This is a genomic window from Pseudomonas sp. EA_5y_Pfl2_R50 (assembly GCF_963970475.1).
Lineage (GTDB): Bacteria > Pseudomonadota > Gammaproteobacteria > Pseudomonadales > Pseudomonadaceae > Aquipseudomonas.
Genome location: NZ_CAXAPT010000001.1, coordinates 94,892 through 118,936, shown reverse-complemented (window position 1 = coordinate 118,936; position 24,045 = coordinate 94,892). Strand labels below are relative to the sequence as shown.

Sequence of the window (24,045 nt, the reverse complement as noted above, 5' to 3'; positions counted from 1 at the left end):
GCCAATCCACCGATTCTCGCCTTCGCTGGCGCCGCCGTCATATCCAGTTGCGAAAGCGATAACTATGTACCGCAGGTGCGGCTCAGCGAAATGGTGTCCTGTCAGCTCATTTGTCAGGAGCGACACCATGCCCACACCCTCAACCGATTCGCCAGCGGGAAAACCGCCGTCCAGTGGCAAAAACAGCATCCATCGCGATCTGCTGGAAAAGAACATTCCCGCCTGGCTCATCAATGCCGTCCCGGCCCGAAGGGAGGCCATGAAACAGGTCAGTGCGCAGTTGCCAGACTGGTATCAGCGTGCATCCAGCGAGCAGAAACGCACGCTCAATCGCCATCTGAGCGCCAGCGTTGCTGCCCAGACCCGACTGGACAAAACGATGTCCGCGTTGCAAGACATCGACACCTTTGCCAGCCCTCTGCTGGTGGCGGCATTGAAGGAACAGTTCGGCGTCGAAGTCGACGTCAACACGACGCTGCTGAGTCTGGTACGCCCCTTCAAAGTCAGTGATCTGCAAATCGAAATTTCGTCATTCGAGGTCTTGAAGCTGCCTCTGCTACAGGCGGCGCTGCATAACTTTGAAGCGTCCGAGTGCGAAGAGGGGTCATACCATAGTCATTCGGGGTTCGTGGTCGAGTCCTCGACCCCGGGGACGTTCGACACGGTCACCCTCGATATGACCGTCAGGCAGTTTCTGTCGTTGTGTCGCACCCTCGACATCGGCGCCCAGTATCAGACCCACGTCCAGGCTTTTTTCCAGCCCGACGACAGGCAAAAGGAACGGGCATTGCGTGAGCAGTTCGTGGGCAGCCAGAAAAAGGCCATGCGTGCCGCTGCCGAACTGGCGCTGCTGAAAAACGACATCGAGCCCGACGACTACGCGATGATCCTTTCAGTCATCGAGGGTGAAGTGCATCCGACGTTGCGTGGCAAACCGGTGTGGTTCCGCGATCTGAGCCTGATGAAACGGCGCATGACCGGCTGCGTCGTCTTCAGCATCAGCGAGAAATACCGCTACACCAGTGATTTCATCGTCTACGTTCCCCATGATCCGGAGCATCCGCTTAAACGCTACAGTTCGGCGCAGTTGCGCGCTGAGTTCAAACGGCAGTTCACTGCCCGCAACGATCTGCCCGACGAGGACGCAAAGCCCACGGCCCATCAGCGCTTTTTCAGCCAATTCGTCGCCTATGCCGACCGTCCTTATTACTTCAGCCAGTTCACCCGCAAGGCCGCCGATGCGTCGGCTGATCCGCTGCAGTCGATCTGGGTGAAAGTGGCGCAGTACGTTCCGCCGCTTTCGAACATCGTTTCGATCAAGGAACTGCCGCCAGAGCGTCCTTTCAGGCACGAACCGGTGGACGATCCTTATCTCGATCCATTCGGGACTGTGCGCGCAGGGGTCGACGGCATCTGGTCCGCCAACACCGATCTGTGGGCCTATCTCTACGAACAGAGTCGCGCCAAAGTCATCGCCGATGCCCGCAGCCATGCGGCGCCGACGGCTGACGTCGATGCCCGGGTGCGCGCCGAAAAACTCAATCACCTTCTGCAAATCGGCATGTTCGGCCTGAACATTGTGTCGATGTTCGTGCCGGTGCTGGGTGAGGTGATGATGGCCGTCATGGCCGGGCAACTGCTCTATGAGTCGTTCGAAGGCGTGATCGAGTGGAGCGAAGGGGATCGTATGGCCGCCAAAGGGCACTTGCTCGACGTGGCGGAAAACCTTGCCTTGATCGGGGTGATGGCCGGCGCTGGCAAGGGGCTGGCCAGATTCAATGCGGTCAGGCCCGTGGCGATGATCGAGGGCCTTGAACCGGTCAAGCGGGCCGATGGGAAAACCCGCCTGTGGAAACGGCAACTGAGCGGCTATGAGTGCGACGTGGTGTTGGGTGAACCTGACAGCCAAGGCATTCATCACAAGGGCGACAACACCTATATCCGGCTGGGCGACAAAGCCTACGAAACCCTGTTCGATCCGGCGCTGAATAAATGGCGGATCAGCCACCCGAGCGATCCCGACGCCTGGCAGCCAATTCTCGAGCACAACGGCCAGGGGGCCTGGCGTCATTCGCTGGAGCGTCCGCTGACGTGGGACCGGACAACGCTGCTGCGGCGCATGGGCCACCTCACCGAAGGGGTGCCGGATGAGCAGTTGCTCAATGCCGCTGATGCCTGTGGGGTCAATGACAATGAATTGCGCAAGATGCATCTGGACCACCAGCCCATGCCGCCGGAACTGGCCGAGGTCCTGAACCTGTTCAAAGCCGACGAAGACGTTGCACCGCCTGCTCGCGTCAGCTCAGGCGCGGACCTGGTCGGTAAACTGCAGCAAGCCTGTCCGGGTCTGGCTGAGCCAGCGGCCCGCAGAATCCTGCTGGACGCCAGTGCCGAAGAACTCACCCGCCTGAAAAGCTCGCGCCTGATCCCGCTGAAAATGCTCGAAGAGGGGCGTTGGTATGCCCGGCAGGGGCGTCAAGCCCGAGCATTCGCCGGGTTGCATGGCCAAGGCGCGTTGACCGCGGACAGCCGCCGGCTGGCACTCAGTGCCCTGGAGAAGCTCCCGGGTTGGTCCGAGCGCATGCGCGTGGAAATGCGCGACGGCGGTGTGGAGGGGACGCTGATTGATAGCGTGGACGATGGCGTCTCGGAACAGCGCAAGTCTGCCGTCCAGCAAGGTACGGCTGTTGAGGGGGGCAATGAGCAGGGCGCACCGGCTGAGCCCTTACCAGCCAGTGAGAACAGTTTTTTCGACGTGATCATGCACGCGCTGTCCGTTGAGTCACGGCGTGCCTTGGGAGTGCCGCAAGTCAGTCAGGGCGCAGCGCTGCGCCAGAAAGTGATTCACATCGCCATCGAACATCGCGCCGAACTGATGCAGCAACTGGAGGGTCTGAGCGGCCCGCGGAAATCGTTTAAAGCGCCTGCGCGTATTGCCGAGCGCAAGCTGGGCTATTACGCCAGCGGACGCGGGCAAGGTTTGAGTCCTTCGTTGGTTGCACGGGTCCAGGATGTTTACCCGGCATTGTCCGACCAGCAGGCCAACGGCTTTATCCTTGAGCAGTTACGCGCGGGAAAAACCGATGCGCAGATCTTTCATGATCTGCAAACGCGGCTACGCGAATGGCAGACGCTGGAGGCGACGCTTGATCAGTGGGTGGGCGAGCCCGCCTCGGACCCCCTCTTGCAATCGATGCTGGGTGGCAAGGGCTCCGCCGCCGACGCCCTCAAGCAGTGCTGGCGAAACTCGCCACTGGCCGCGCAAGACTCGCGCCTGGGCTCGCTGTACTTGTCCTGCGATGACCCGCTGCCTGCGCTCTCGGCGGACTTCAGCCATGTGCGCGACCTGTACGTCAGGGGCCGCTGCATCACCGACGCCAATGCAGATGCGCTGCTGAGCACTTTCCCGAATCTGAAAAGCCTGCGTATCAATGCAACCGGCAGCCAATTCACCAACGTGCCCAAAGCGTTGAGCGGGATGAAGCATCTCACCCTGCTGAGCCTGTATTCAGCGGCGCCTTACGCGGTGGATATGCCGGTGCGGCTCGGTGCACTGACGGCACTCGAAGAACTCAACATTTACTCTTCGGATTATTCCGTGATCAACCTGGATGTGTCGCGACTGCGCAAGCTGCGCGCCCTGGAGGTGATCGCGCCGTCGTTGATGGCCTGGCCGGAAGGGGTCCTGGACTTACCGAACCTGGAACGCCTGGACCTCAAAGGCACGGGCATTCGGACACTGCCTGACGGCCTGTTTGAGGGGCATCAAAAGCTCTGGTCGGGACTGTCGCTGGATTGGTCGCAATGTTCGCGGGTGAATTTCAGGCGCGCGTATGAGTTCGTCAAACGCCAGCCGGGTCACCTCGTTGATCTGGATGAAATGGTTCGCGGCTACTGCAAGGGCGAGTTACAGCGTCTTCGCGAAGGCAGTCATGACCCCTTCGATGCGGTGTTCATTCAGTTCTGCGAGCAGTGGTCGAGTACCGACGCGAGGTTTGAGGCGGTCGAAGCGTTGAGCGAACAACAGCACAAACTTGATCAGGCGCTCAATGACTGGGCCCATCGCGCGTTGCAAAAACCGCTATTGATGAACGAAGTGGTGGGACGCACCTGGGGGGCATCGTCCTTGCGTGCCTGTTGGCGCAGCGGGGCATTCAAACGCTACGGCGCGATAGAAGAGGCTTCGACGCTGCAATTGCCGAATCTGGATTTGAGCGAATTCCCCGACCTGCCGGCTGGCACCTTTCCCGAGGTGCACACGTTGAACCTCAGAGGCAGCAAAGCTTCTGCCGAGCAGGTTCGAGCGTTCGTCAAAGGCTTCACCGAACTGCACTCCATCGATTTGAGCGGCAGTGAGCTCAGCGAAATTCCCATTGCGCCGGGTGATCTGTCGCAACTGATGCATGTGGACCTTTCCAACAACCGGATCGTTGTCGATGCCGGTGTGCAGCAGGCTGTCGAGGGGCTGCGGGCGCTTGAGTCGCTGGACCTGAGCGGCAATCCCCTGAACACCCTCAATGTCAGCGGGATGACGAGTCTGCGAGCGTTGAACCTGCGAGCGACCAATCTTCAACACTGGCCGGTCGGTGCTGAACACTTGCCGGCGCTGGAATGGCTGGATCTGCGCGACAGCGACGTCACTGCGCTGCCGGATCAGTTTGCCGATGAGTTTTTGCTCAAGGTTGATCTCAATGGTGCGCCGCTGAAGCCACAGGCTCTTGAAACCATCAAGCTGGCTCGTCAGCGGCTGGAAAGGGCTAACGGCTTGCCGCCGGGGGCGATGGAACGCTTTGCCCAAGTGCCGGCGCCGCGCAGTTTTCCTCCCGATGAAAGCGGCTTCAGCATTTCCCGACAGTGGTTGCCGCTGTCGGATATCCCTGTGGGTACGGGGGAGGCGTTGCAGATCAAACGCCTTCAGCGCCTCAAACCGTACCTCGCTGACATGGAAGCGGGACGATTTCTTGAGCAGATGCGTATCAGCGGTGCGACGCCTGAGCAGATCAACGCGCGGCTTGCCGCATGGGAACAAACCTTCGAAACACTCACCCGTAGCTTGAACGGCTGGTTGTTCACACGAGGCTCCAGCGAGCCTGGCTGGATGATTTCGTCCGCCACGCGTCGGCTGGGGGCGTTGAAAATTCTTGATTGCTGGCGCGAGGGCATCGGCGCCGAACCCGCTGTGGCGCAGACAGCGCTCAGCCTCGATGGCTTGCAACTGGGAGATCTGCCGGAACTGCCGAAAGACTTCGATCATGTGGTCAGGCTGAACCTGACCAGTGTGAAACTGAGCGTAAGCGGTTCCGATGGTTTCCTCAGCGCGTTCACCCGGTTACAAACGCTGGAACTCAGTGGCAACGAACTGGATGCCGTGCCGGAGCCGGTCGAGCATATGCACCATCTCCTGCGCCTGGAATTGTCTTCCAATCGTCTGGCCGATACTGAGCGCCTGTATGCCTCGCTGAGCAATCTGGATCAATTGCGCTGGCTGGGGCTGGGCTACAACGATCTGAACACTTTCGATGCCAGCGCCTTCGATGCGCTGGAAACCCTCGACCTGCGCAATAACAACCTGGCGCAATGGCCGGACGGCACGCTGGACTCGAGTGCGCTCATCACCCTCAATCTGAGCGGTAATGACCTCACGTCAATTCCTGAACAAGCCTTGGACGGTACACACGATGCCCTGATGGCCGGCGTCGACCTGACGGATAACTACAGCCTTTCGCGGGATACCCTCTACCAACTGAGGGCCTATCGTGAAAGCGGATTGCGCGATACGGTGCTGGGTTTTTCCCGCGTCGAACTTGATGAGCTGATCGAGGACGCCGACGGTTTTGGCGAGGGCAGCGGTGAAAGCCTGGAGTCTGACGAGGTGCTGGTCGATACCGACTCAACCCCGGAACACTTGGTCCCGTGGCTGTCTGACGCTCTCCCTGAGGAAGTGGCCGGCAAGACCGCTACCTGGAACCAGCTTGCGGAGGAGCCGGACAATGCGGCGTTCTTCCACTTGCTGGCGCGCTTGCAGGACACGCGGGAATTCAGTGTCGCGAAGGCCGACCTGACGCGGCGGGTATGGACGGTCGTGGAGGCTGCGGCCAGCAATGCCGAGCTGCGTGAGCTGCTGTTTGCCGGTGCCACGACTCATGGCACCTGTGTCGACGGGCGAATCCTGACGTTCAGCGAGTTGGAGAGCAGAGTGTTCACCCACAACGCGGTGCTCGACCTGCCTGCCGGGCCACCGGGGATAAAGGCCGAGGCGCTGTTGAAGCTGTCGCGGCAATTATTCCGGCTGGACAGGGTGGATGAGCAGGCCACCCGCCGTGCCGCGCTTGATGGACAGGATGAGGCCGAGGTGCGCCTGGGTTATCGCATCGGTTTGACGGACGGCTGGGAAGACGGCTTGACCCTGCCCGGGCAACCGAAGCACATGACCTATGCGTCGGGCGTCACCGCGCAGCAACTGGCGCAGGCACGCACGGAAATCATCAAGGCAGAAGCTTCCGAGGCGTTCGCCGAAAGCCTGATCCAGCGAGATTACTGGGTGACGTACCTCAAGGAAAAATACCCCGAGGTGTTCCGCGCCTTTGACGAGATGGACGCTCAGGAGGCCGACGACGTGAGCGTGGGTGCCGATGATCCTGACTTCATCAGCCAGCTGTTCGAGCAGACGGCCAGGCGCAACGCCAGGTTGATCGAACTGAGCCGGGACGAAGTTGCCGCGTTGTCCGGGGAGGGCCCGTTGCCGGGGCCTTCAACTGCGCAAGGGCAGCGGGCCGCTCAGTGAAACGCCGTTAACGCGACAGCCTGCGACGCCGGATTGCCCGGCGTCGCAGGTCTGCACGCGGGTGCTTAGTTGTCGTAGCCCAGGTTCGGCGCCAACCAGCGCTCGGTCACGCTGAGTTCCTGACCTTTGCGCGAGGTGTAGCTCTGCACCTGATCCTTGTCGACCTTGCCCACGGCGAAGTACTGCGCTTGCGGGTGAGCGAAGTACCAGCCGCTGACCGCTGCCGCCGGGAACATGGCGTAGTGCTCGGTGAGGAACACGCCGCTGCGGCCGGCGCGCATTTCTTCGGCCTCCGGGTCGAGCAGGGCGAACAGCGCCGCTTTCTCGGTGTGATCCGGGCAGGCCGGGTAGCCTGGGGCAGGGCGGATGCCACTGTATTGCTCTTTGATCAGCGCTTCGTTGTCGAGGACTTCTTCCCTGGCGTAACCCCAGTGCTCTTTACGCACCTGCTGGTGCAGCCATTCGGCGCAGGCCTCGGCCAGGCGGTCGGCGAGGGCTTTGACCATGATCGAGTTGTAGTCGTCGCCCGCGTCTTGATACGCCTTGGCGACCTCTTCGGCACCGATGCCGGCGGTGGTGATGAAACCACCGATATAGTCGGTCACTTCGCTGTCCTTCGGTGCCACGAAGTCGGCCAGCGAGAAGTTCGGCTTGCCGTCGGTCTTGATGATCTGCTGGCGCAGGTGATGCAGCTTGGCCAACGGCTTGCCGTCATCGCCGTACAGTTCGATATCGTCGTCATGCACCTGATTGGCCGGCCAGAAACCGAACACCGCGCGGGCGCTGATCAGCTTCTCGTCGATCAGCTTGGCGAGCATCTCCTGTGCGTCCTTGTACAGCGCAGTGGCAGCTTCACCGACCACTTCGTCTGTGAGGATGCGCGGGAATTTGCCGGCCAGGTCCCAGGAAACGAAGAACGGCGTCCAGTCGATGTATTCGGCCAGGACCTTGAGGTCGATGTTGTCCAGCACTTTGCTGCCGGTGAAGCTCGGTTTGACCGGCTGATAATTCGCCCAGTCGAACTGTGGCTTCTTGGCGATGGCAGCGGCGTAGCTCAGACGCTCGGTACGGGCGCTGCGGTTCGAGGTGCGCTCACGCACGTCGATGTAATCCAGGCGGGTCTTCTCGACGAAACCGGCTTTCAATTCTTTTGACAGCAACTGCGTCGCCACGCCCACCGCGCGGGAGGCGTCGGTCACGTAGATCACGGCGTCGTTGCTGTACTTCGGCTCGATCTTCACTGCGGTGTGCGCTTTGGAGGTGGTCGCGCCACCGATCATCAACGGCAGATGGAAGTCCTGACGCTGCATCTCGCGAGCGACGTGCACCATTTCGTCCAGCGAAGGCGTGATCAGGCCGGAGAGGCCGATGATGTCGCACTTCTGCTCTTTGGCGACCTGCAGAATCTTCTCTGCCGGCACCATCACGCCGAGGTCGACGATGTCATAGCCGTTGCAGCCGAGTACCACGCCAACAATGTTCTTGCCGATGTCGTGCACGTCGCCCTTGACGGTGGCCATGAGGATCTTGCCCTTGGCTTGCGGCTTGTCGCCTTTTTCCAGTTCGATGAACGGGATCAAGTGCGCCACGGCCTGCTTCATCACGCGGGCGGATTTCACCACCTGCGGCAGGAACATTTTGCCGGCGCCGAACAGGTCGCCGACGATGTTCATGCCGGACATCAGCGGGCCTTCGATCACTTCGATCGGGCGGGCGAATGACTGACGCGACTCTTCGGTGTCCTCAACGATGTGCGTGGTGATGCCCTTGACCAGCGCGTGCTCCAGACGCTTGTTGACGTCCCAGTTGCGCCATTCTTCGGTCTCGGCTTCCTTGACGCTGCCGTCGCCCTTGTACTTGTCGGCGATGGCGAGGAGGGCGTCGGTGCCTTCGGGCGTGCGGTTGAGGATCACGTCTTCAACGGCGTCGCGCAGCTCTTGCGGGATCTGGTCGTAGATCTCCAGCTGGCCGGCGTTAACGATGCCCATGGTCAGGCCCGCGCGGATCGCGTACAGCAGGAATACCGAGTGGATCGCCTCACGCACCGGGTTGTTGCCACGGAACGAGAACGACACGTTGGACACGCCGCCGGAGCTCAGCGCGTAGGGCAGTTCATCGCGGATGTAGGCGCAGGCGTTGATGAAGTCGACCGCGTAGTTGTTGTGCTCTTCGATACCGGTGGCGACGGCGAAGATGTTCGGGTCGAAAATGATGTCTTCCGGCGGGAAGCCGACTTCGTTGACCAGAATGTCGTAGGAGCGTTTGCAGATTTCCTTCTTGCGCGCTTCGGTGTCCGCCTGGCCGGCTTCGTCGAACGCCATCACCACCACTGCCGCGCCGTAGCGCTTGCACAGTCTGGCGTGATGGATGAACTGCTCGACGCCTTCTTTCATGCTGATCGAGTTGACGATGCCTTTGCCCTGAATGCACTTGAGGCCGGCTTCGATCACTTCCCATTTCGACGAGTCGATCATGATCGGCACGCGCGAGATGTCCGGTTCACCGGCAATCAGATTGAGGAAGGTCACCATGGCCTTCTTCGAATCGAGCATGCCCTCGTCCATGTTGATGTCGATCACCTGCGCGCCGGCCTCGACCTGTTGCAGGGCGACTTCCAGCGCTTCGGTGTAGTTGTCTTCACGGATCAGACGGGCGAATTTCGCCGAGCCGGTGATGTTGGTGCGCTCGCCGACGTTCACAAACAGCGAGCTGCGGTCGATGGTGAACGGTTCCAGACCCGAGAGGCGGCAAGCCTTGGGAATGTCCGGAATCTGTCGCGGCGCGTAACCGGCGACGGCTTTGGCGATGGCTTCGATGTGCCCCGGCGTGGTGCCGCAGCAACCGCCGACGATGTTGAGGAAGCCGCTCTGGGCGAATTCTTCGATGACTTTGGCGGTTTGCGACGGCAGTTCGTCGTACTCGCCGAATTCGTTCGGCAGACCGGCGTTCGGGTGCGCGGACACGTGGGTGCTGGCCTTGTTCGACAGCTCTTCCAGGTACGGACGCAGTTCGCTGGCGCCGAGTGCGCAGTTCAAACCGACCGAAATCGGCTTGGCGTGGGCCACCGAGTTCCAGAACGCTTCGGTGGTCTGCCCCGACAGGGTGCGGCCGGAGGCGTCGGTGATGGTCCCGGAAATCATGATCGGCAGTTCGATGTGCAGCGCTTCGAAGACGCCTTGCACGGCGAAGATCGCCGCTTTGGCATTGAGGGTGTCGAAGATGGTTTCGATCAGGATCAGGTCGGCGCCGCCTTCGATCAGGCCTTTGGTGGCTTCGGTGTAGTTCTCCACCAGCTCATCGAAGGTGACGTTGCGGTAGCCAGGGTTGTTGACGTCCGGCGACAGCGAGCAGGTGCGGCTGGTCGGACCGAGCACGCCGGCGACGAAACGTGGCTTGGCCGGGTTCTCGGCGGTCTTGGCGTCGGCGACCTTGCGGGCCAGACGTGCGCCCTCTACGTTTAGCTCGTAAGCCAGCTCTTCCATGCCGTAGTCGGCCATGGAAATGCGCGTGGCGTTGAAGGTGTTGGTTTCGAGGATGTCGGCACCGGCATCCAGATAGGCTTTTTCGATGCCGCCGATCACGTCCGGGCGGGTGATCACCAACAGGTCGTTGTTGCCTTTGACGTCACTCGGCCAGTCCGCAAAGCGCTTGCCGCGATAATCCTGTTCTTCGAGCTTGTAGCTCTGGATCATCGTGCCCATACCGCCGTCGAGTATCAGGATGCGCTCTTTGAGAGCTTGCTTGAGAGCTTGAAGGCGGACGCTGCGATCGGACATTTGGACTACTCGGAAAGACCATTACGAAGGAGCGGGATCATAGCAAACCTGCGCGGTTTTGGAGCATGTTGCGCTTTTGCATGAATATCGCTCATGTTGGTACGGGCGTCATAACGGTAGAATCGCGGCGTTTTTCTTCAGGATCGGGATCAAGGGCATGTCGTACCGCGTCATCAGCATTTTTTTGCTGTTCTTAAGCTGGGGCGCCGTTGCGCAAGAGCCCCCGATCTCATACACCCGTGATATCCAGCCGATCTTCACCGAGAAGTGCGTGGCTTGCCATGCCTGCTACGACTCGCCCTGCCAGCTCAATCTGGGCAGTGGCGAGGGCGCGGCCCGTGGGGCGAGCAAGATGCCGGTCTACGACGGTGAGCGCACACAAGCGGCGCCGACCACCCGGTTGTTCTACGACGCCTTCGGCAAACGTGCCTGGCAGCAGAAAGACTTCTATTCCGTGCTCGACGCCCAGGGCAGTCAGGCGGCACTGATGGCGCGCATGCTCGAACTTGGGCACAAGACGCCACTGACGCCCAACGCCAAGCTTCCTGACGACATCGTGCTGGGGTTGAACCGCGAGAACCTGTGCGCAATGCCCGCCGAGTTCGAAGGCTACGCCGGCGCTCACCCGAAAGAGGGGATGCCGCTGGCGGTCACTGGCCTGACCGATCAGCAGTACCAGACCTTGCAACGCTGGCTGGCGTCCGGTGCGCCGATTGACGAACAGGGTCTGGCGCCGAGCGCCAAAGAGGCGTTGCAGATTGTCCAGTGGGAAAACCTGCTCAATACCCCCGGTGCCCGTGAAAGCCTGGTCGGGCGCTGGTTGTTCGAACACTGGTTTCTGGCGCACATCTACTTCAAGGACGGCGAGCCGGGGCATTTTTTCCAATGGGTACGCTCGCGCACGCCGACCGGCCAACCCATTGACCTGATCGCCACCCGCCGCCCCAACGACGATCCGGGGACTCAGGTGTATTACCGCTTGTGGCCGGTGCAAGGGGTGATCGTGCACAAGACCCACATCACCTATCCACTGAGCGCGGCAAAGATGGCGCGGGTCAAGAGCCTGTTCTACAGCGGCAACTGGCAGGTCAATGCATTACCCGGTTACGGCCCGCAGAGCCGCGCCAATCCCTTCGCGACATTCGAGGCGATTCCGGCGCAGGCGCGTTACCAGTTCATGCTCGATAACGCCGAATATTTCGTCCGTACCTTTATTCGCGGCCCGGTGTGCCGTGGACAGATCGCGACTGACGTGATCCGCGACAACTTCTGGGCGCTGTTTCAGGCGCCGGAGCACGACCTCTATATCACCGACCCGAACTATCGCGGCCAGGCCACGCCTTTGCTGGCGATGCCGGGGCAGAACGACGATGTCGGCAGCGTCCTGAGCCTGTGGCACAACTACCGCAACAAACGCAACGATTACGAAGCGCTGCGCCGCGACAGCTACGCCGATGTCCCGGCACCGAGCTGGTCGACGCTGTGGGCCGGCAACGACAACGCGCTGCTGAGCATCTTCCGCCACTTCGACAGCGCGTCGGTGACCAAAGGCCTGATCGGCGAGGTGCCACAGACGATGTGGTTGTTCGACTATCCGCTGCTGGAACGCACCTATTACCAGTTGGCGGTCAACTTCGATGTGTTCGGCAACGTTTCCCATCAAGCCCAGACTCGCCTGTATTTCGACCTGATCCGTAACGGCGCCGAGCAGAACTTCCTGCGCCTGATGCCGGCCGATTCCCGTGAGGACTACCTCGACGATTGGTATCAGAGCGGCGGCCAGTTCAAGATGTGGCTCGATTACGAAGCCATTGACGACGACAAGCCGACCGCGCTGAAACTCGACGAGAAAGACCCGAAATACGATTTCGCCATGCAATTGCTGGCGCGCTACGGTGATCTCAATGCGCACCCCGATCCGATCAATCGCTGCGACGGCGCTTACTGCTCCCGGCCGAATATCGACCCGGCGCTGCAAAATGCCGAGCAGGCGCTAAGCCGTCTGACTTCGCGCCCGGCGGCCGGTTTGAAGGTCATCGACCAACTGCCGGAAGCCACCATGCTGCGCATTGAAACCGCCAGCGGAAAACGTGAGGTCTACAGCCTGTTGCGCAACCGTGCGCACAGCAATGTGGCGTTCCTGCTCGGTGAGTCGCTGCGCTATCAGCCCGGGCTGGACACCCTTACTGTTTTTCCGGGCGTGCTCAGCAGTTATCCGAACTTCATGTTCAACGTGCCTGCCGGTCAGGTTTCCGAATTTGTCGATGCAATGGAAAGCGCCAAGGACGCTGACCTTTTCGAAAAAATCGTCGAACGCTGGGGGATTCGTCGCAGTCACCCGCAATTCTGGTTCTATTTCCATGATCTGAGCCAGTACCTGCACGAAACCGACCCGGTGGAAGAGGGCGTGCTGGACATGAACCGCTACGAGAATCTTTGATCATTTGAACCGAGCCGACTGTCACAGTTTCAGGCAACACAAATCCCCTGTGGGAGCGAGCAGGCTCGCTCCCACAGGGTGAATGGTGTTTTTGGGCATGTGAGCAGGAGCGGGCGATGTTGATTTCAGTGCAGGCCCTGCGTGCGCTTGCGGCGTGGACGGTGGTTTGCCATCACTTCATGCAGATTTTCTTCGATTTCAAGGCGAGCGGGTCGGTGGGCCAATTGTTCATCGACAAGGGCGCCGTCGGCGTCGATGTGTTCTTTGTCATCAGCGGTCTGGTGATCTTTCTTTCCACCGAGCACAAACCGCTGCCACCCGCGCGCTTTCTGCTGTATCGACTGATTCGCATCGTACCGGCGTATTGGCTGTACACCGTGTTGATGGGGCTGCTGGTGGTTTTCGCACAACCGCTGCTGCCCGATCAGACGGTGGACTGGAGCCACTTCTTGCTGTCGTTGCTGTTCATTCCTGCAGAGAATCCCGGCGGCTATGGGATTTATCCCACACTGAATGTCGGCTGGACCCTCAACTACGAAATGCTCTTCTACGTGCTGTTCGCCTGGGCCTTGCTGTTTCGCCTGCAGGTGCGCGTGCTGGTGGTCGCGGCGCTGTTGTTTGCGGTGTGTGAGGCGTGGACCGGGTTTGGCTGGATCAGTGGGTTCTATCGCTCGGACATCGTCTATGAGTTTCTGCTGGGGATCGCCATCGGCATGCTCCATCGCCGCGGCTGGATCGCCAGCGGAGGGTGGCTGCCGTTGCTGGGAATCGGCGCGGCGCTGCTAGCGATCTACCATCTGCCGCCGACACCGAGGCTGCTGAGCTGGGGTGTGCCCAGTGCGGTGCTGGTGATGTCATGCTTGGCGCTGGAACGTTATGTCGAGGGCAGCCGACTGCTGAAGTGGCTCGGTGATTGCTCCTATTCGGTGTATCTGATGCACGTTCTGGTGCTGTCGGCAGGGGGATTCCTCGCGCGGCGCTACGGCATCGACCCGTATTTGATGTTTGCCGTGTGTGTGCTGGCGATTGGTGCCGGCTCGTGGTTGAGCTACGAATGGGTGGAAAAACGCAGCTATCGCTGGCTCAAGGCCCGGATTGACGGCGAGGCTGTCGAGAATCTTTCCCGACAAAAATACTAGGACTTTGTCCGGCGCAACGATTGGCGTAAACTGCGCCCAAGCCTGCGAGGAGTTTCCATGACCGCTATTACCATTACCGACGCCGCCCACGATTACCTGGCTGATCTGCTCTCCAAGCAGAACACCCCTGGTATCGGTATCCGCGTCTTCATCACCCAGCCTGGCACCCAGTACGCCGAAACCTGCATTGCCTACTGCAAGCCGGGCGAGGAAAAACCTGAAGACACCGCGCTGGGGCTGAAGAGCTTCACCGCTTACATCGATTCGTTCAGCGAAGCGTTTCTCGATGACGCCGTTGTCGATTACGCCACCGACCGTATGGGCGGCCAGTTGACCATCAAGGCGCCAAACGCCAAAGTCCCGATGGTCAACGCTGACAGCCCGGTCAACGAGCGCATCAACTACTACCTGCAAACTGAAATCAACCCGGGGCTGGCCAGCCACGGCGGTCAGGTCAGCCTGATCGATGTGGTTGAAGACGGCATTGCCGTTCTGCAGTTCGGTGGCGGTTGCCAGGGCTGCGGTCAGGCGGACGTCACGTTGAAGGAAGGCATCGAGCGCACGTTGCTCGAGCGCATCCCGGAGCTGAAAGGCGTTCGCGACGTGACCGATCACACGCAGAAAGAAAACGCCTACTACTAAGGTGTTCGCTGCAGTCATAAAAAACGGCGCCCCGTGAGCGCCGTTTTTTTATGGGTCAATTTCGCCGACGCCTTCGCGAGCAAGCCCGCTCCCACATTTGATCGCATTCCAAATGTGGGAGCGGGCTTGCTCGCGAAGAGGTCTTCATGGGCGATACAAATGTGCGTGCCCTGCGCGATACAGCGATGACTCGCTAAACACTTCACTCCCCAACACCCGCCCAACCAGAATCAGGGCAGTACGCCGAAACCCTTTGGCTTCGACCTTTTCGGCAATGTCCGCCAGTGTCCCCACCACCCAATCCTGATCCGGCCACGTCGCCCGGTGGATCACCGCAATCGGGCAGTCCGCGCCGTAATGCGGCAGCAACTCCAGCAGAATCTTCGGCAGATGATTGACCCCCAGATGAATCGCCATGGTTGCACCATGCTGCGCCAGACTGCCCAGTTCCTCACCCGCTGGCATAGCGGTTTTATCGGCGTAGCGGGTCAGAATCACGCTTTGCGATACGTCGGGCAACGTCAGTTCCGCGCCCAGCAATGCGGCACAGGCTGCGGTGGCCGTCACGCCGGGGATGATCTCGAACGCAATATTCAGTTCGCGCAGATAACGGATCTGCTCGCCAATCGCGCCATACAGACTCGGATCGCCGGAATGCACCCGTGCGACATCCTGGCCATTGGCATGCGCGGTCTTGATCAGGTCGATGATCTGTTCCAAGTGCAATTCAGCGCTGTTGACCACCATTTCGGCTTGATGGCCGTCGAGCACTGCCGCCGGCACCAGCGAACCTGCGTAGATAATCACCGGGCAACTGCGAATCAGCCGCTGGCCTTTGACAGTGATCAATTCCGGGTCGCCGGGGCCGGCGCCGATGAAGTAGACGGTCATCGTTGAATCCTTGGGAAAAGACGCTCAGCAACGCTTCAGATGAAGATTGCTCATGATCGATGGCGGAGATTATCGGGATTTTACGCAGCGCCGGCCAATGCCAGGGTTGCCTGGGCGTATTTTTGTCGGCAAATCAGCAGTTTTGCCGGTGCCTGAATCAATTGTTCGGCCAGCGCCAGTGCTGCACTTTCGGCCACGCCATAGCAACCGGTTCGCTCGTAGGCGATTTGCGAATGGTGGCTCAGTTGCGTTTGAAAACTGGCCAGTTGTTCACTGCTGAAGTACAGCAACGGCAGGGCCAGTTGTGCGGCGAGTTCCTGCAAGCCGGGCTCGTCGCGCTTCAGGTCGATGCTGGCCAGGGCCTTGACCGCATTGAGTTCAATGCGATGGGCCTGCAAGGCCTGATCAAGCAGGGCGCGCAGCGTACTGGCCGGGCAGCCGCGCTGGCAGCCCAGGCCGACGGCGAAGGTCGGCACTGCGTTGTCATCGGTCATGCGTGGTACAGACCATCGCGTTTGCGGCGGAACAACCAGGCGCTGATCAGGCCGAGGGCCAGCCAGAACGCCACATTGGTCAGCTGCGAAGCGATTTTGAACCGGGTTTCCAGCGCTTCCGGAGCGAGCATCGAATGCACTTGCGGTTGCGGCGCGCCGATGAGGTGAGGTACGGCCAGGATAGCAATGCCGAGGATCTTCATCAGCCAGTGGCGGCTGAAGGCGATCAGCGACAGGCCAACGGCGGTAGAGGCGGCCGTGCCGATCCACCAGATTTGCCGAGCAGCGAGGTCCGCCGCGGCAGTGCCCGGCAATTCTGGTGGCAGGCCCATCGTTGGCGCCAGTACGAACGTGACGTAACCGGCCAGACCCCAGAGCAGCCCCTGGGAGGTTTTCGTCGGTGCGCGCAGGGTGTAGAGACCGGCGAGCATCAGGGCGAAACCGACGGCCACCACCAGATTGCCGCCGGTGGTCGAAACCACGCGCTGCCAGCCGTTTTCCGGCTCCCAGGCTTCGGCATCGTGGGTGTGAGCGGCCATCGCGCCTGCGGCATGTTCGTGGACGGCCACCGGTTCGGCTTTCTCGTAGGTTTCTGCCTGAAGAATCAGCGGCGACACCCAGAAGCTTTGCAGCAGCGTGAGGAGCAGGGCGGCCAACAGACCGGTGAAGCCTGCGGTTTGCGCAATTCGCTTGATCATGTCGGCAGGTCTCAGTGGCACGGGAACGCGGCGCTGTGGCGGGTATCGTGGGCGGCATTGTGGACCGCTTCGATGTGCGAGAAACCGGCGAAATAAACCAGGCTGGCACCCAGAATCGACGCGAAGACGGCGGCGGTCAGGCGTTGGGTCAAGGTTGAGGTGCTGGAGATTTTGTCCGTGTTGCTGCCGGTGCTGCTGATGATCGACATGGCGCTTCCCTCTGGAGTGTCAGCGGGCGAATCGAGCGCATGAAACCCCTGCGGGTCGGGCGCGCAGAGGTTCGAACAGCGCCCGCCCACCGCGGGTTTGTTGTGTTCAGCGCGCACAATGCGGGCTGTGTGTTGCGGGCCGGTCTCCGGGCTCACGAGGGGTTGGCGTCAGGCCGACCTGCAAGCGTCACCTTCCCATGCCTTGCTGGCACAGTGGTTTTGACGCTTCGCTCGCTTACCGTTGCGGGGGCAGCACCGGACTGACATGGGCTTGAGTAAAGCACATGATTCACCGGTTTCCCGTTTCACCCTGTGAAGGGCACCCGTAACAAGTTGTGTAGGAGAGCATGAGGGGGGATTTGAGTCAATTGGATGGGGTGGTGGGTTTGAATTGGTGTGGGATATCCGTTGCTGCGGTCACGGCGGCTTGGGGTTGCGCCGTAAGGGCTGCCCCCAAGTAGCCGTTGCCGCAGAAACGGATAGGCCCCCAATCCAAGCATTGACCCATAAGCAACCCATGCGTAGCCTTGCGCATTCGAGGTTCTTCGGCCGTTGCCGAAGCTAAGAAGGGAACGCGGTCAAAGCCGCGGCTGCCCCCGCAACTGTGAACGGTGATGTTCGCTGCCACGCCACTGCCAGCTCAATCGATGAGCCAGCGGGAAGGCGCAGCGAATGCCAGGCCCGGCGCCTGAACACTGTCAGCCAGGAGACCTGCCTCGTCACAGATTCTCACTTTCAACCGGGCGGGGTGATCCGGTGGCGAACTCATCAGGCGCGCGTCCGCGTTGCCGATCCTCGTCCCGTATGCCCGCCGCTTGCCAAAGGGCATACCGATGAAAACACTGGCCAAACTCCCTGTCACCATCGTCACCGGCTTCCTTGGCTCGGGCAAGACCACGCTGCTGCGCCACATGCTCGACAACGCGCAGGGCCGTCGCATCGCGGTGATCGTCAACGAGTTTGGCGAGTTGGGCATTGACGGTGAAATCCTCAAGCAATGCACCATCGGTTGCACCGAAGAAGAAGCCACCGGCCGCGTCTACGAACTGGCCAACGGCTGCCTGTGCTGCACCGTTCAGGAAGAGTTCTTCCCGGTGATGCGTGAACTGGTCGCCCGTCGCGGCGACCTCGATCACATCCTCATCGAAACGTCGGGCCTGGCCCTGCCAAAACCGCTGGTACAAGCCTTCCAGTGGCCGGAAATCCGCAGCGCCTGCACGGTTGACGCGGTGATCACCGTGGTGGACAGCCCGGCCGTGGCCGCTGGCACTTTCGCCGCGTTCCCGGATCAGGTCGATGCCCAGCGCAAACTCGATCCGAACCTCGACCACGAATCGCCCCTGCACGAATTGTTTGCCGACCAACTGGCCAGCGCCGACCTGGTGATTCTCAACAAGGCCGACCAGACCAGCGCGGAAGATCTGGCGCGCGTCCGCGCTGAAGTCGCTGAAGAATTGCCGCCGGCGGTGAAGATCATCGAAGCCAGCAATGGCCGTCTGCCGCTGGACGTGCTGATCGGCCTCGGCGCCGGCTCCGAAGAGCACATCGACAGCCGCCACAGCCATCACGATCATCACCATGGTGAAGGCGATGACGATCATGATGACCACGATCACGACGCTTTTGATTCGATCTCCATCGAGCTGCCGCAAGCCGACGAAAGCCTGCTGCTCGACGCGCTGACGCAACTGGTGGTCCAGCACGGCATCCTTCGTGTGAAAGGCTTTGCGGCCATCCCGAACAAGCCGATGCGTCTGCTGATCCAAGGCGTGGGCACGCGTTTCGACAAGCATTTCGACCGCCAGTGGGGCGCCGATGAAGCGCGCGTGACGCGTCTGGTGCTGATCGGTCAGGAACTCGACGCCGCGCAACTCGAAGCGCAACTGCGCGCCGCGCTCAGCGTTTAAGCCATGCACCTGCTCAGGACCCAACCCGGCGGTTTCGTGTCGGATGACAACATCGCCGACCTTGGGCAAACCCCCGCCGAGCTGGTGATCCTGTGCAGCGGCGACTCCAGCCTGGCGCTGCTCGCCGAAGCAGCACAGCAGTTGCCGGAGGATTATCCGAGCCTGCGCCTGGCCAACCCGATGCAGGTGCAGAATCACGCCTCGGTCGATTTGTACGTCGACGAAGTGCTGCGCCATGCCAAGGTCATTCTGATTTCGTTGCACGGCGGCATCGCCTATTGGCGTTATGGCGTCGAGCGTTTGGTCGAGCTGTCCGAGCGTGGCGTGCAGGTGATCCTGGTGCCGGGCGATGACCGGCCTGATCCGGAGCTCAGCGATTTGAGCACCGTCAACGCCGAGGATCGCAACCGCCTCTGGCAGTTTTTGCGTCAAGGCGGCATGGGCAATGCGCTGGATTTTTTCCGGTGTCTGGCTACCCGTTGGCTGGCCCGCGATTACGCGTGGGAAGAGCCGCAAACCCTGCCGCGTACAGCGATTTACCATCCACAAAAAAACACCGCGGCACTGAGTGACTGGCAAGCCGAGTGGCTGGCGAAGCAACCGGTCGCGGCGGTGGTGTTTTACCGCTCGCATTTGCAGGCGGCGAACACGACGTTCATCGACGTGTTCTGCCAGCGTCTGCAAGCGGCAGGGCTTAATCCGTTGCCCATTGCGGTGGCGAGTCTGAAGGAGCCCGGCTGCCTGGCGGTGGTCGAGGATTGGCTGGACGAAGTCTCGGCCTCGGTGATTCTCAATACCACCGGGTTTGCCCAGTCCAGCCCGGAAGCGCCGCATTTGCGCCCGTTTCGCCGCAACATTCCGGTGATCCAGGCGATTTGCGCCCAGGACAACGAACCTGGCTGGCGTGACAGCGAGCAGGGTCTCGGCCCGCGTGATCTGGCGATGCACATTGCCTTGCCTGAACTCGACGGGCGCATCATCAGCCGGCCGATCAGCTTCAAGGATCTGGCGTGGCGCAGTGAGCGCAGTCAGTCCGATGTTGTCTGCTACCGGGCACAGCCTGAGCGCATGGACTTCGTCGCCGAACTGGCACGGCGCTGGATTGATCTGGCGCGGGTGCCGAACGGCGAAAAACGCATCGCGCTGATCCTTGCCAACTACCCGACCCGCGACGGTCGTATCGGCAACGGTGTCGGCCTCGATACGCCGGCCGCAGCGCTGAATATCCTGCGGGCGTTGCAGGCTGAGGGTTATCCGCTCGGCGCCGAGTTGCCGGAAAGTGGCACCGCGTTGATCCAGCAATTGCTCGGTGGCGTCAGCAATGATCTCGACACGATTGACCTGCGCCCGTGCCAGCAAAGCCTGGCGATGGACGCTTACTTGGCGATGTTCAACGCGCTGCCGGAAGCTAATCGCAGCGCTGTGATCGAGCGTTGGGGAGCGCCGCAAAACGATCCGATGTACCGCGACGGACGCATGATGATCGCCGGTTTGCGGTTCGGCCTGACCTTCGTCGGCATCCAGCCCGCACGGGGTTATCAGGTTGACCCGAGCGCGGTGTATCACGACCCGGATCTGGTGCCGCCTCACGCTTACCTCGCGTTCTACTTCTGGCTGCGCAACACCTACGGTGCCCACGGCGTGATCCATGTCGGCAAGCATGGCAACCTCGAGTGGTTGCCGGGCAAGGGTGTCGGGCTTTCGCACAATTGCTGGCCGGATGCGTTGCTCGGGCCGTTGCCAAACATCTACCCGTTTATCGTCAACGACCCGGGCGAGGGCGCCCAGGCCAAGCGGCGCACCCAAGCGGTGATCATTGATCACCTGATGCCGCCGCTGACCCGCGCTGAAACCTACGGCCCGCTGCGCAATCTGGAACTGTTGGCCGACGAGTATTACGAAGCGCAGTTGCTCGATCCGCGTCGCGCCCGGGAGTTGCAACGCGACATTCTGCAACTGGTGCGCGACACGCAGATTGATCGTGAATTGCAGCTGGATGCCGGGCTGGACAGCGACGCCGATGCGGCAATCTGGTTGCCGCGTCTGGATACGTATTTGTGTGATCTGAAGGAATCGCAGATTCGTGACGGGCTGCATATTTTTGGCGAGTCGCCGACCGGGCGTTTGCGTGTTGATACGTTGTTGGCGCTTCTGCGTATTCCACGAGGCGACGGCAAAGGCGCGCAATCGAGCCTGGTGCGCGCACTCGCCAAAGCGTTCGAACTCGGATTCGATCCACTCGATTGTGCGCTGGCCGATCCATGGACAGGCCCGCGTCCCGAGGCTCTGCAATCGCAAAGCGATGAAGTCTGGCGCACTGCCGGCGATACCCGTGAACGCCTCGAACTGTTTGCCACGCAGATGATCTGCGAGTCCCTGCAAAAATCTTGTGGGAGCGAGCCTGCTCGCGAAGGCGGAGTTTCAGCCGACAGCCATTTACCTGACACAGCGCTTTCGCGAGCAGGCTCGCTCCCACAGGGCCCGGGGTGGTCTGATGTAAATGTGATCATCCATTCTCTGCGCGAGGTCGTCGCCCCGCGCCTGGACGCCTGCGGCCCTGCCGAAATGCGTGGCCTGCTCGATGCTCTCAGCGGCCGTTTCGTTCCCGCCGGCCCGAGCGGGGCGCCCAGCCGTGGCCGCCTCGATGTGCTGCCCACCGGGCGCAACTTCTACTCGGTGGACGTGCGCAACCTGCCGACCACCACAGCGTGGCGCATCGGTTTCCAGTCGGCGACGCTGATTCTCGAGCGGCACTTGCAGGATCACGGCGATCACCTGCGTCAGCTTGGTTTGTCGGTGTGGGGCACCGCCACCATGCGCACTGGCGGCGACGATATTGCGCAGGCCATGGCCTTGATGGGCGTGCGTCCGGTGTGGGCGACCGGCAGTCAGCGCGTGGACGATTTCGAAATTCTGCCGCTGAGCCTGCTGGATCGTCCGCGAGTGGATGTCACGTTGCGCGTGTCCGGATTCTTCCGCGACGCCTTTGCCAACCTGATCCGTCTGTTCGACGCAGCGGTGCAAGCCGTCGCCGCCCTCGATGAACCGGACGATCTCAATCCGCTGGCGGCCAAGGTACGGGCCGAGCGCGAGGCGCTGCGGCAAACGGGACTTGATGAGGACACCGCGCGGCGTCAGGCCGGTTGGCGCATCTTCGGCGCCAAACCCGGTGCTTACGGTGCCGGCGTGCAGGGTGCCATCGATGGGCGTTTGTGGCAGAGCCGTGAGGATCTGGCCGAGGTTTATCTGAACTGGGGCGCCTACGCCTATGGCGGTTCGGACGAGGGCACGGCCGCCCGCGACCAGTTCGTCCAGCGTCTGAGTCAGGTGCAAGCGGTGCTGCAGAATCAGGACAATCGCGAACACGACTTGCTCGATTCCAATGATTACTACCAGTTTCAGGGCGGCATGCTCGCAGCGGTCGAAACCCTGCGCGGTGAAGCGGCGGCCAGTTATCACGGTGACCACAGCCAACCGGATCTGCCGAAAATCCGTACCTTGAAAGAAGAGCTGAACCGGGTGGTCCGTTCGCGGGCGGTCAATCCGAAATGGATCGACGGGGTCAAGCGCCACGGCTACAAAGGGGCGTTCGAAATGGCCGCGACGGTTGATAACTTGTTCGCGTTCGATGCGACGACGCAGTTGATTGACGATCACCAATATGCACTGCTGGCCGATGCTTATCTGCTCGACCCGGCGACCCGGGATTTTGTTCGTGAGCATAATCCGCATGCGCTGCGGGACATGGCCGAGCGCATGTTGGAAGCTCAACAGCGCGGGATGTGGCAGGAACCCGGGGTTTATAAAGAAGCGTTGGAGAATCTGCTGCTGGATATTGAGGAAGATATGTAGCCGCTCAAAAGCTACCCTCACCCCAGCGCTCTCCGGGAGGGAGAGGGGGCCGATCTCTGTTGCTGTCAAAACTTGAGCTCGGCTCGATCTATCAGGTCGGCGTAACTCGGCAGAACACCCCACAACACTCAAGCACACCAAAGACCACGACAGAGAAAACCCAAATGACCGACACCCCGCATTTCCCCCTCTCCGCCGTGGTCGGCGCCGATGATCTGAAACTCGCTCTGTGCCTCACCGCCATCGATCCGAAGATTGGCGGTGTGTTGATCGAAGGCCCGCGCGGCATGGCCAAATCCACCTTGGCCCGTGGTCTGGCTGATCTGATCGCCAGCGGTCAGTTCGTCACCTTGCCGCTGGGCGCCACCGAAGAACGTCTGGTCGGCACCCTCGATCTTGATGCGGCGCTGAGCGAGGGTCGCGCGCAGTTTTCTCCCGGCGTGCTGGCCAAGGCTGACGGCGGCGTTCTGTACGTCGATGAAGTCAACTTGCTGCCCGATCATCTGGTCGACCTGTTGCTCGACGTGGCCGCGAGCGGCACCAACCTGATCGAGCGTGACGGCATCTCTCATCGTCATTCGGCGAAGTTCGTGCTGATCGGCACGATGAACCCGGAAGAGGGCGAGCTGCGTCCGCAACTGCTTGACCGCTTCGGTCTGAACGTCGCCCTCGGCGGCAACACGGCGCCGGCTGAACGCGGGCAGATCATTCGCCGGCGACTGGATTTCGACAGCGATCCGCAGGCCTTTTGCACGCAATGGCAAGCGCAGCAGCAAGCCCTGCGTGAACGCTGCGAAAACGCCCGCAACCGTCTCGCCGGTATTGCGCTGGACGATGTCGCGCTGGCGCACATCACCGAGCGTTGTTTTGCGGCGGGTGTCGACGGTTTGCGCGCTGACCTGGTGTGGCTTCGTGCTGCCCGGGCGCACGCGGCGTGGCGCGGGTCTGCGGCCATTGCCGAAGCGGATATCGATGCGGTGGCCGAGTTTGCGCTGCGTCACCGGCGCCGTGAGCCATCGACGTCGAGCCCGCAACCCCCCGCGTCAAACCCGGCCAGCGCTGAGTCCAATCCCGGTGAAGGGCAGGGCCAGTGGGGCGAAATGCCTGCTCCGGCACTCGCCACTGGCGCACGCCGCGAAGTGCCGAGCTGGCCAAAAAAGCCTTAGGCATTCGCCCCCGATCCGACGCGGGGGCGAATGCCAGACCCCGGGCC

12 protein-coding genes and 2 riboswitches are annotated in these 24,045 nt (G+C 61.2%); of the genes, 7 read left to right on the top strand and 5 right to left on the bottom strand.

Annotated elements, in window-relative coordinates; genetic code table 11:
• Nucleotides 1-127 precede the first annotated feature (127 nt).
• Entirely contained in the window at nt 128-6,784 is a 6,657-nt protein-coding gene (locus AACY19_RS00505; RefSeq protein WP_339446879.1) for an NEL-type E3 ubiquitin ligase domain-containing protein, read from the top strand.
• A gap of 65 nt (nt 6,785-6,849) precedes the next feature.
• Here the strand turns inward: AACY19_RS00505 and metH are convergent, their stop codons facing one another.
• Nucleotides 6,850-10,560 (bottom strand): methionine synthase, encoded by a 3,711-nt coding sequence (gene metH / locus AACY19_RS00500; RefSeq protein WP_339446877.1) that lies wholly within the window; start codon nt 10,558-10,560, stop codon nt 6,850-6,852.
• 157 nt (nt 10,561-10,717) lie between these two features.
• On the opposite strand from metH, the gene AACY19_RS00495 reads away from it, so the two are divergent.
• The 3 genes from AACY19_RS00495 (at nt 10,718) to nfuA (ending at nt 14,781) form a co-directional block, all read left to right on the top strand.
• On the top strand, nt 10,718-13,000 hold the full coding sequence (locus tag AACY19_RS00495) for a fatty acid cis/trans isomerase (RefSeq protein ID WP_339446875.1): 2,283 nt from the start codon (nt 10,718-10,720) through the stop codon (nt 12,998-13,000).
• Between the two features lie 116 nt (nt 13,001-13,116).
• A complete protein-coding gene (locus tag AACY19_RS00490; protein ID WP_339446873.1) occupies nt 13,117-14,139 on the top strand; it encodes an acyltransferase family protein in 1,023 nt (340 codons plus the stop codon).
• A 57-nt stretch (nt 14,140-14,196) separates the two neighbouring features.
• Nucleotides 14,197-14,781, top strand: coding sequence for a Fe-S biogenesis protein NfuA (nfuA, locus tag AACY19_RS00485; RefSeq protein ID WP_003225494.1), 585 nt, complete (start codon nt 14,197-14,199; stop codon nt 14,779-14,781).
• 144 nt (nt 14,782-14,925) lie between these two features.
• Here the strand turns inward: nfuA and cobM are convergent, their stop codons facing one another.
• From cobM to AACY19_RS00465, 4 genes are all read right to left on the bottom strand, one after another.
• Nucleotides 14,926-15,672, bottom strand: a complete 747-nt coding sequence (gene cobM / locus AACY19_RS00480; RefSeq protein ID WP_339446871.1) for a precorrin-4 C(11)-methyltransferase — start codon at nt 15,670-15,672, stop codon at nt 14,926-14,928.
• 80 nt (nt 15,673-15,752) lie between these two features.
• Nucleotides 15,753-16,166 carry a cobalamin biosynthesis protein gene (locus tag AACY19_RS00475; RefSeq protein ID WP_339446869.1) on the bottom strand — a complete coding sequence of 138 codons (414 nt, stop codon included), beginning with the start codon at nt 16,164-16,166 and terminating at the stop codon, nt 15,753-15,755.
• Nucleotides 16,163-16,864, bottom strand: a complete 702-nt coding sequence (locus tag AACY19_RS00470; protein ID WP_339446867.1) for a CbtA family protein — start codon at nt 16,862-16,864, stop codon at nt 16,163-16,165. Before AACY19_RS00470 ends, AACY19_RS00475 begins: the two co-directional genes overlap by 4 nt.
• 11 nt (nt 16,865-16,875) lie before the next feature.
• Nucleotides 16,876-17,073: a CbtB domain-containing protein gene (locus AACY19_RS00465; protein WP_339446865.1), complete on the bottom strand. Its 198-nt coding sequence runs from the start codon at nt 17,071-17,073 to the stop codon at nt 16,876-16,878.
• A gap of 120 nt (nt 17,074-17,193) precedes the next feature.
• A riboswitch (cobalamin riboswitch) is annotated at nt 17,194-17,415 on the bottom strand.
• 179 nt (nt 17,416-17,594) lie between these two features.
• Nucleotides 17,595-17,806: riboswitch (cobalamin riboswitch) on the top strand.
• 100 nt (nt 17,807-17,906) lie between these two features.
• On the opposite strand from AACY19_RS00465, the gene cobW reads away from it, so the two are divergent.
• The 3 genes from cobW to AACY19_RS00450 all read left to right on the top strand — a co-directional run bounded on the left by cobW (nt 17,907) and on the right by AACY19_RS00450 (nt 23,998).
• Entirely contained in the window at nt 17,907-18,980 is a 1,074-nt protein-coding gene (cobW, locus tag AACY19_RS00460; protein ID WP_339446863.1) for a cobalamin biosynthesis protein CobW, read from the top strand.
• 3 nt (nt 18,981-18,983) lie between these two features.
• Nucleotides 18,984-22,832: a cobaltochelatase subunit CobN gene (gene cobN, locus AACY19_RS00455; protein WP_339446861.1), complete on the top strand. Its 3,849-nt coding sequence runs from the start codon at nt 18,984-18,986 to the stop codon at nt 22,830-22,832.
• Between the two features lie 164 nt (nt 22,833-22,996).
• The gene (locus AACY19_RS00450) at nt 22,997-23,998 is read left to right on the top strand and encodes an ATP-binding protein (RefSeq protein WP_339446859.1); all 1,002 of its coding nucleotides are present in this window, start codon (nt 22,997-22,999) and stop codon (nt 23,996-23,998) included.
• Nucleotides 23,999-24,045: the final 47 nt, after the last annotated feature.

Bases quoted from the DNA above. Each gene is read 5' to 3' on its own strand.
- metH (WP_339446877.1), bottom strand. From the start codon at position 10,560: ATGTCCGATCGCAGCGTCCGCCTTCAAGCTCTCAAGCAAGCTCTCAAA.
- cobW (WP_339446863.1), top strand. From the start codon at position 17,907: ATGAAAACACTGGCCAAACTCCCTGTCACCATCGTCACCGGCTTCCTT.
- cobN (WP_339446861.1), top strand. From the start codon at position 18,984: ATGCACCTGCTCAGGACCCAACCCGGCGGTTTCGTGTCGGATGACAAC.
- cobM (WP_339446871.1), bottom strand. From the start codon at position 15,672: ATGACCGTCTACTTCATCGGCGCCGGCCCCGGCGACCCGGAATTGATC.
- AACY19_RS00470 (WP_339446867.1), bottom strand. From the start codon at position 16,864: ATGATCAAGCGAATTGCGCAAACCGCAGGCTTCACCGGTCTGTTGGCC.
- AACY19_RS00450 (WP_339446859.1), top strand. From the start codon at position 22,997: ATGACCGACACCCCGCATTTCCCCCTCTCCGCCGTGGTCGGCGCCGAT.
- AACY19_RS00505 (WP_339446879.1), top strand. From the start codon at position 128: ATGCCCACACCCTCAACCGATTCGCCAGCGGGAAAACCGCCGTCCAGT.
- AACY19_RS00465 (WP_339446865.1), bottom strand. From the start codon at position 17,073: ATGTCGATCATCAGCAGCACCGGCAGCAACACGGACAAAATCTCCAGC.
- AACY19_RS00475 (WP_339446869.1), bottom strand. From the start codon at position 16,166: ATGACCGATGACAACGCAGTGCCGACCTTCGCCGTCGGCCTGGGCTGC.
- AACY19_RS00490 (WP_339446873.1), top strand. From the start codon at position 13,117: ATGTTGATTTCAGTGCAGGCCCTGCGTGCGCTTGCGGCGTGGACGGTG.
- AACY19_RS00495 (WP_339446875.1), top strand. From the start codon at position 10,718: ATGTCGTACCGCGTCATCAGCATTTTTTTGCTGTTCTTAAGCTGGGGC.
- nfuA (WP_003225494.1), top strand. From the start codon at position 14,197: ATGACCGCTATTACCATTACCGACGCCGCCCACGATTACCTGGCTGAT.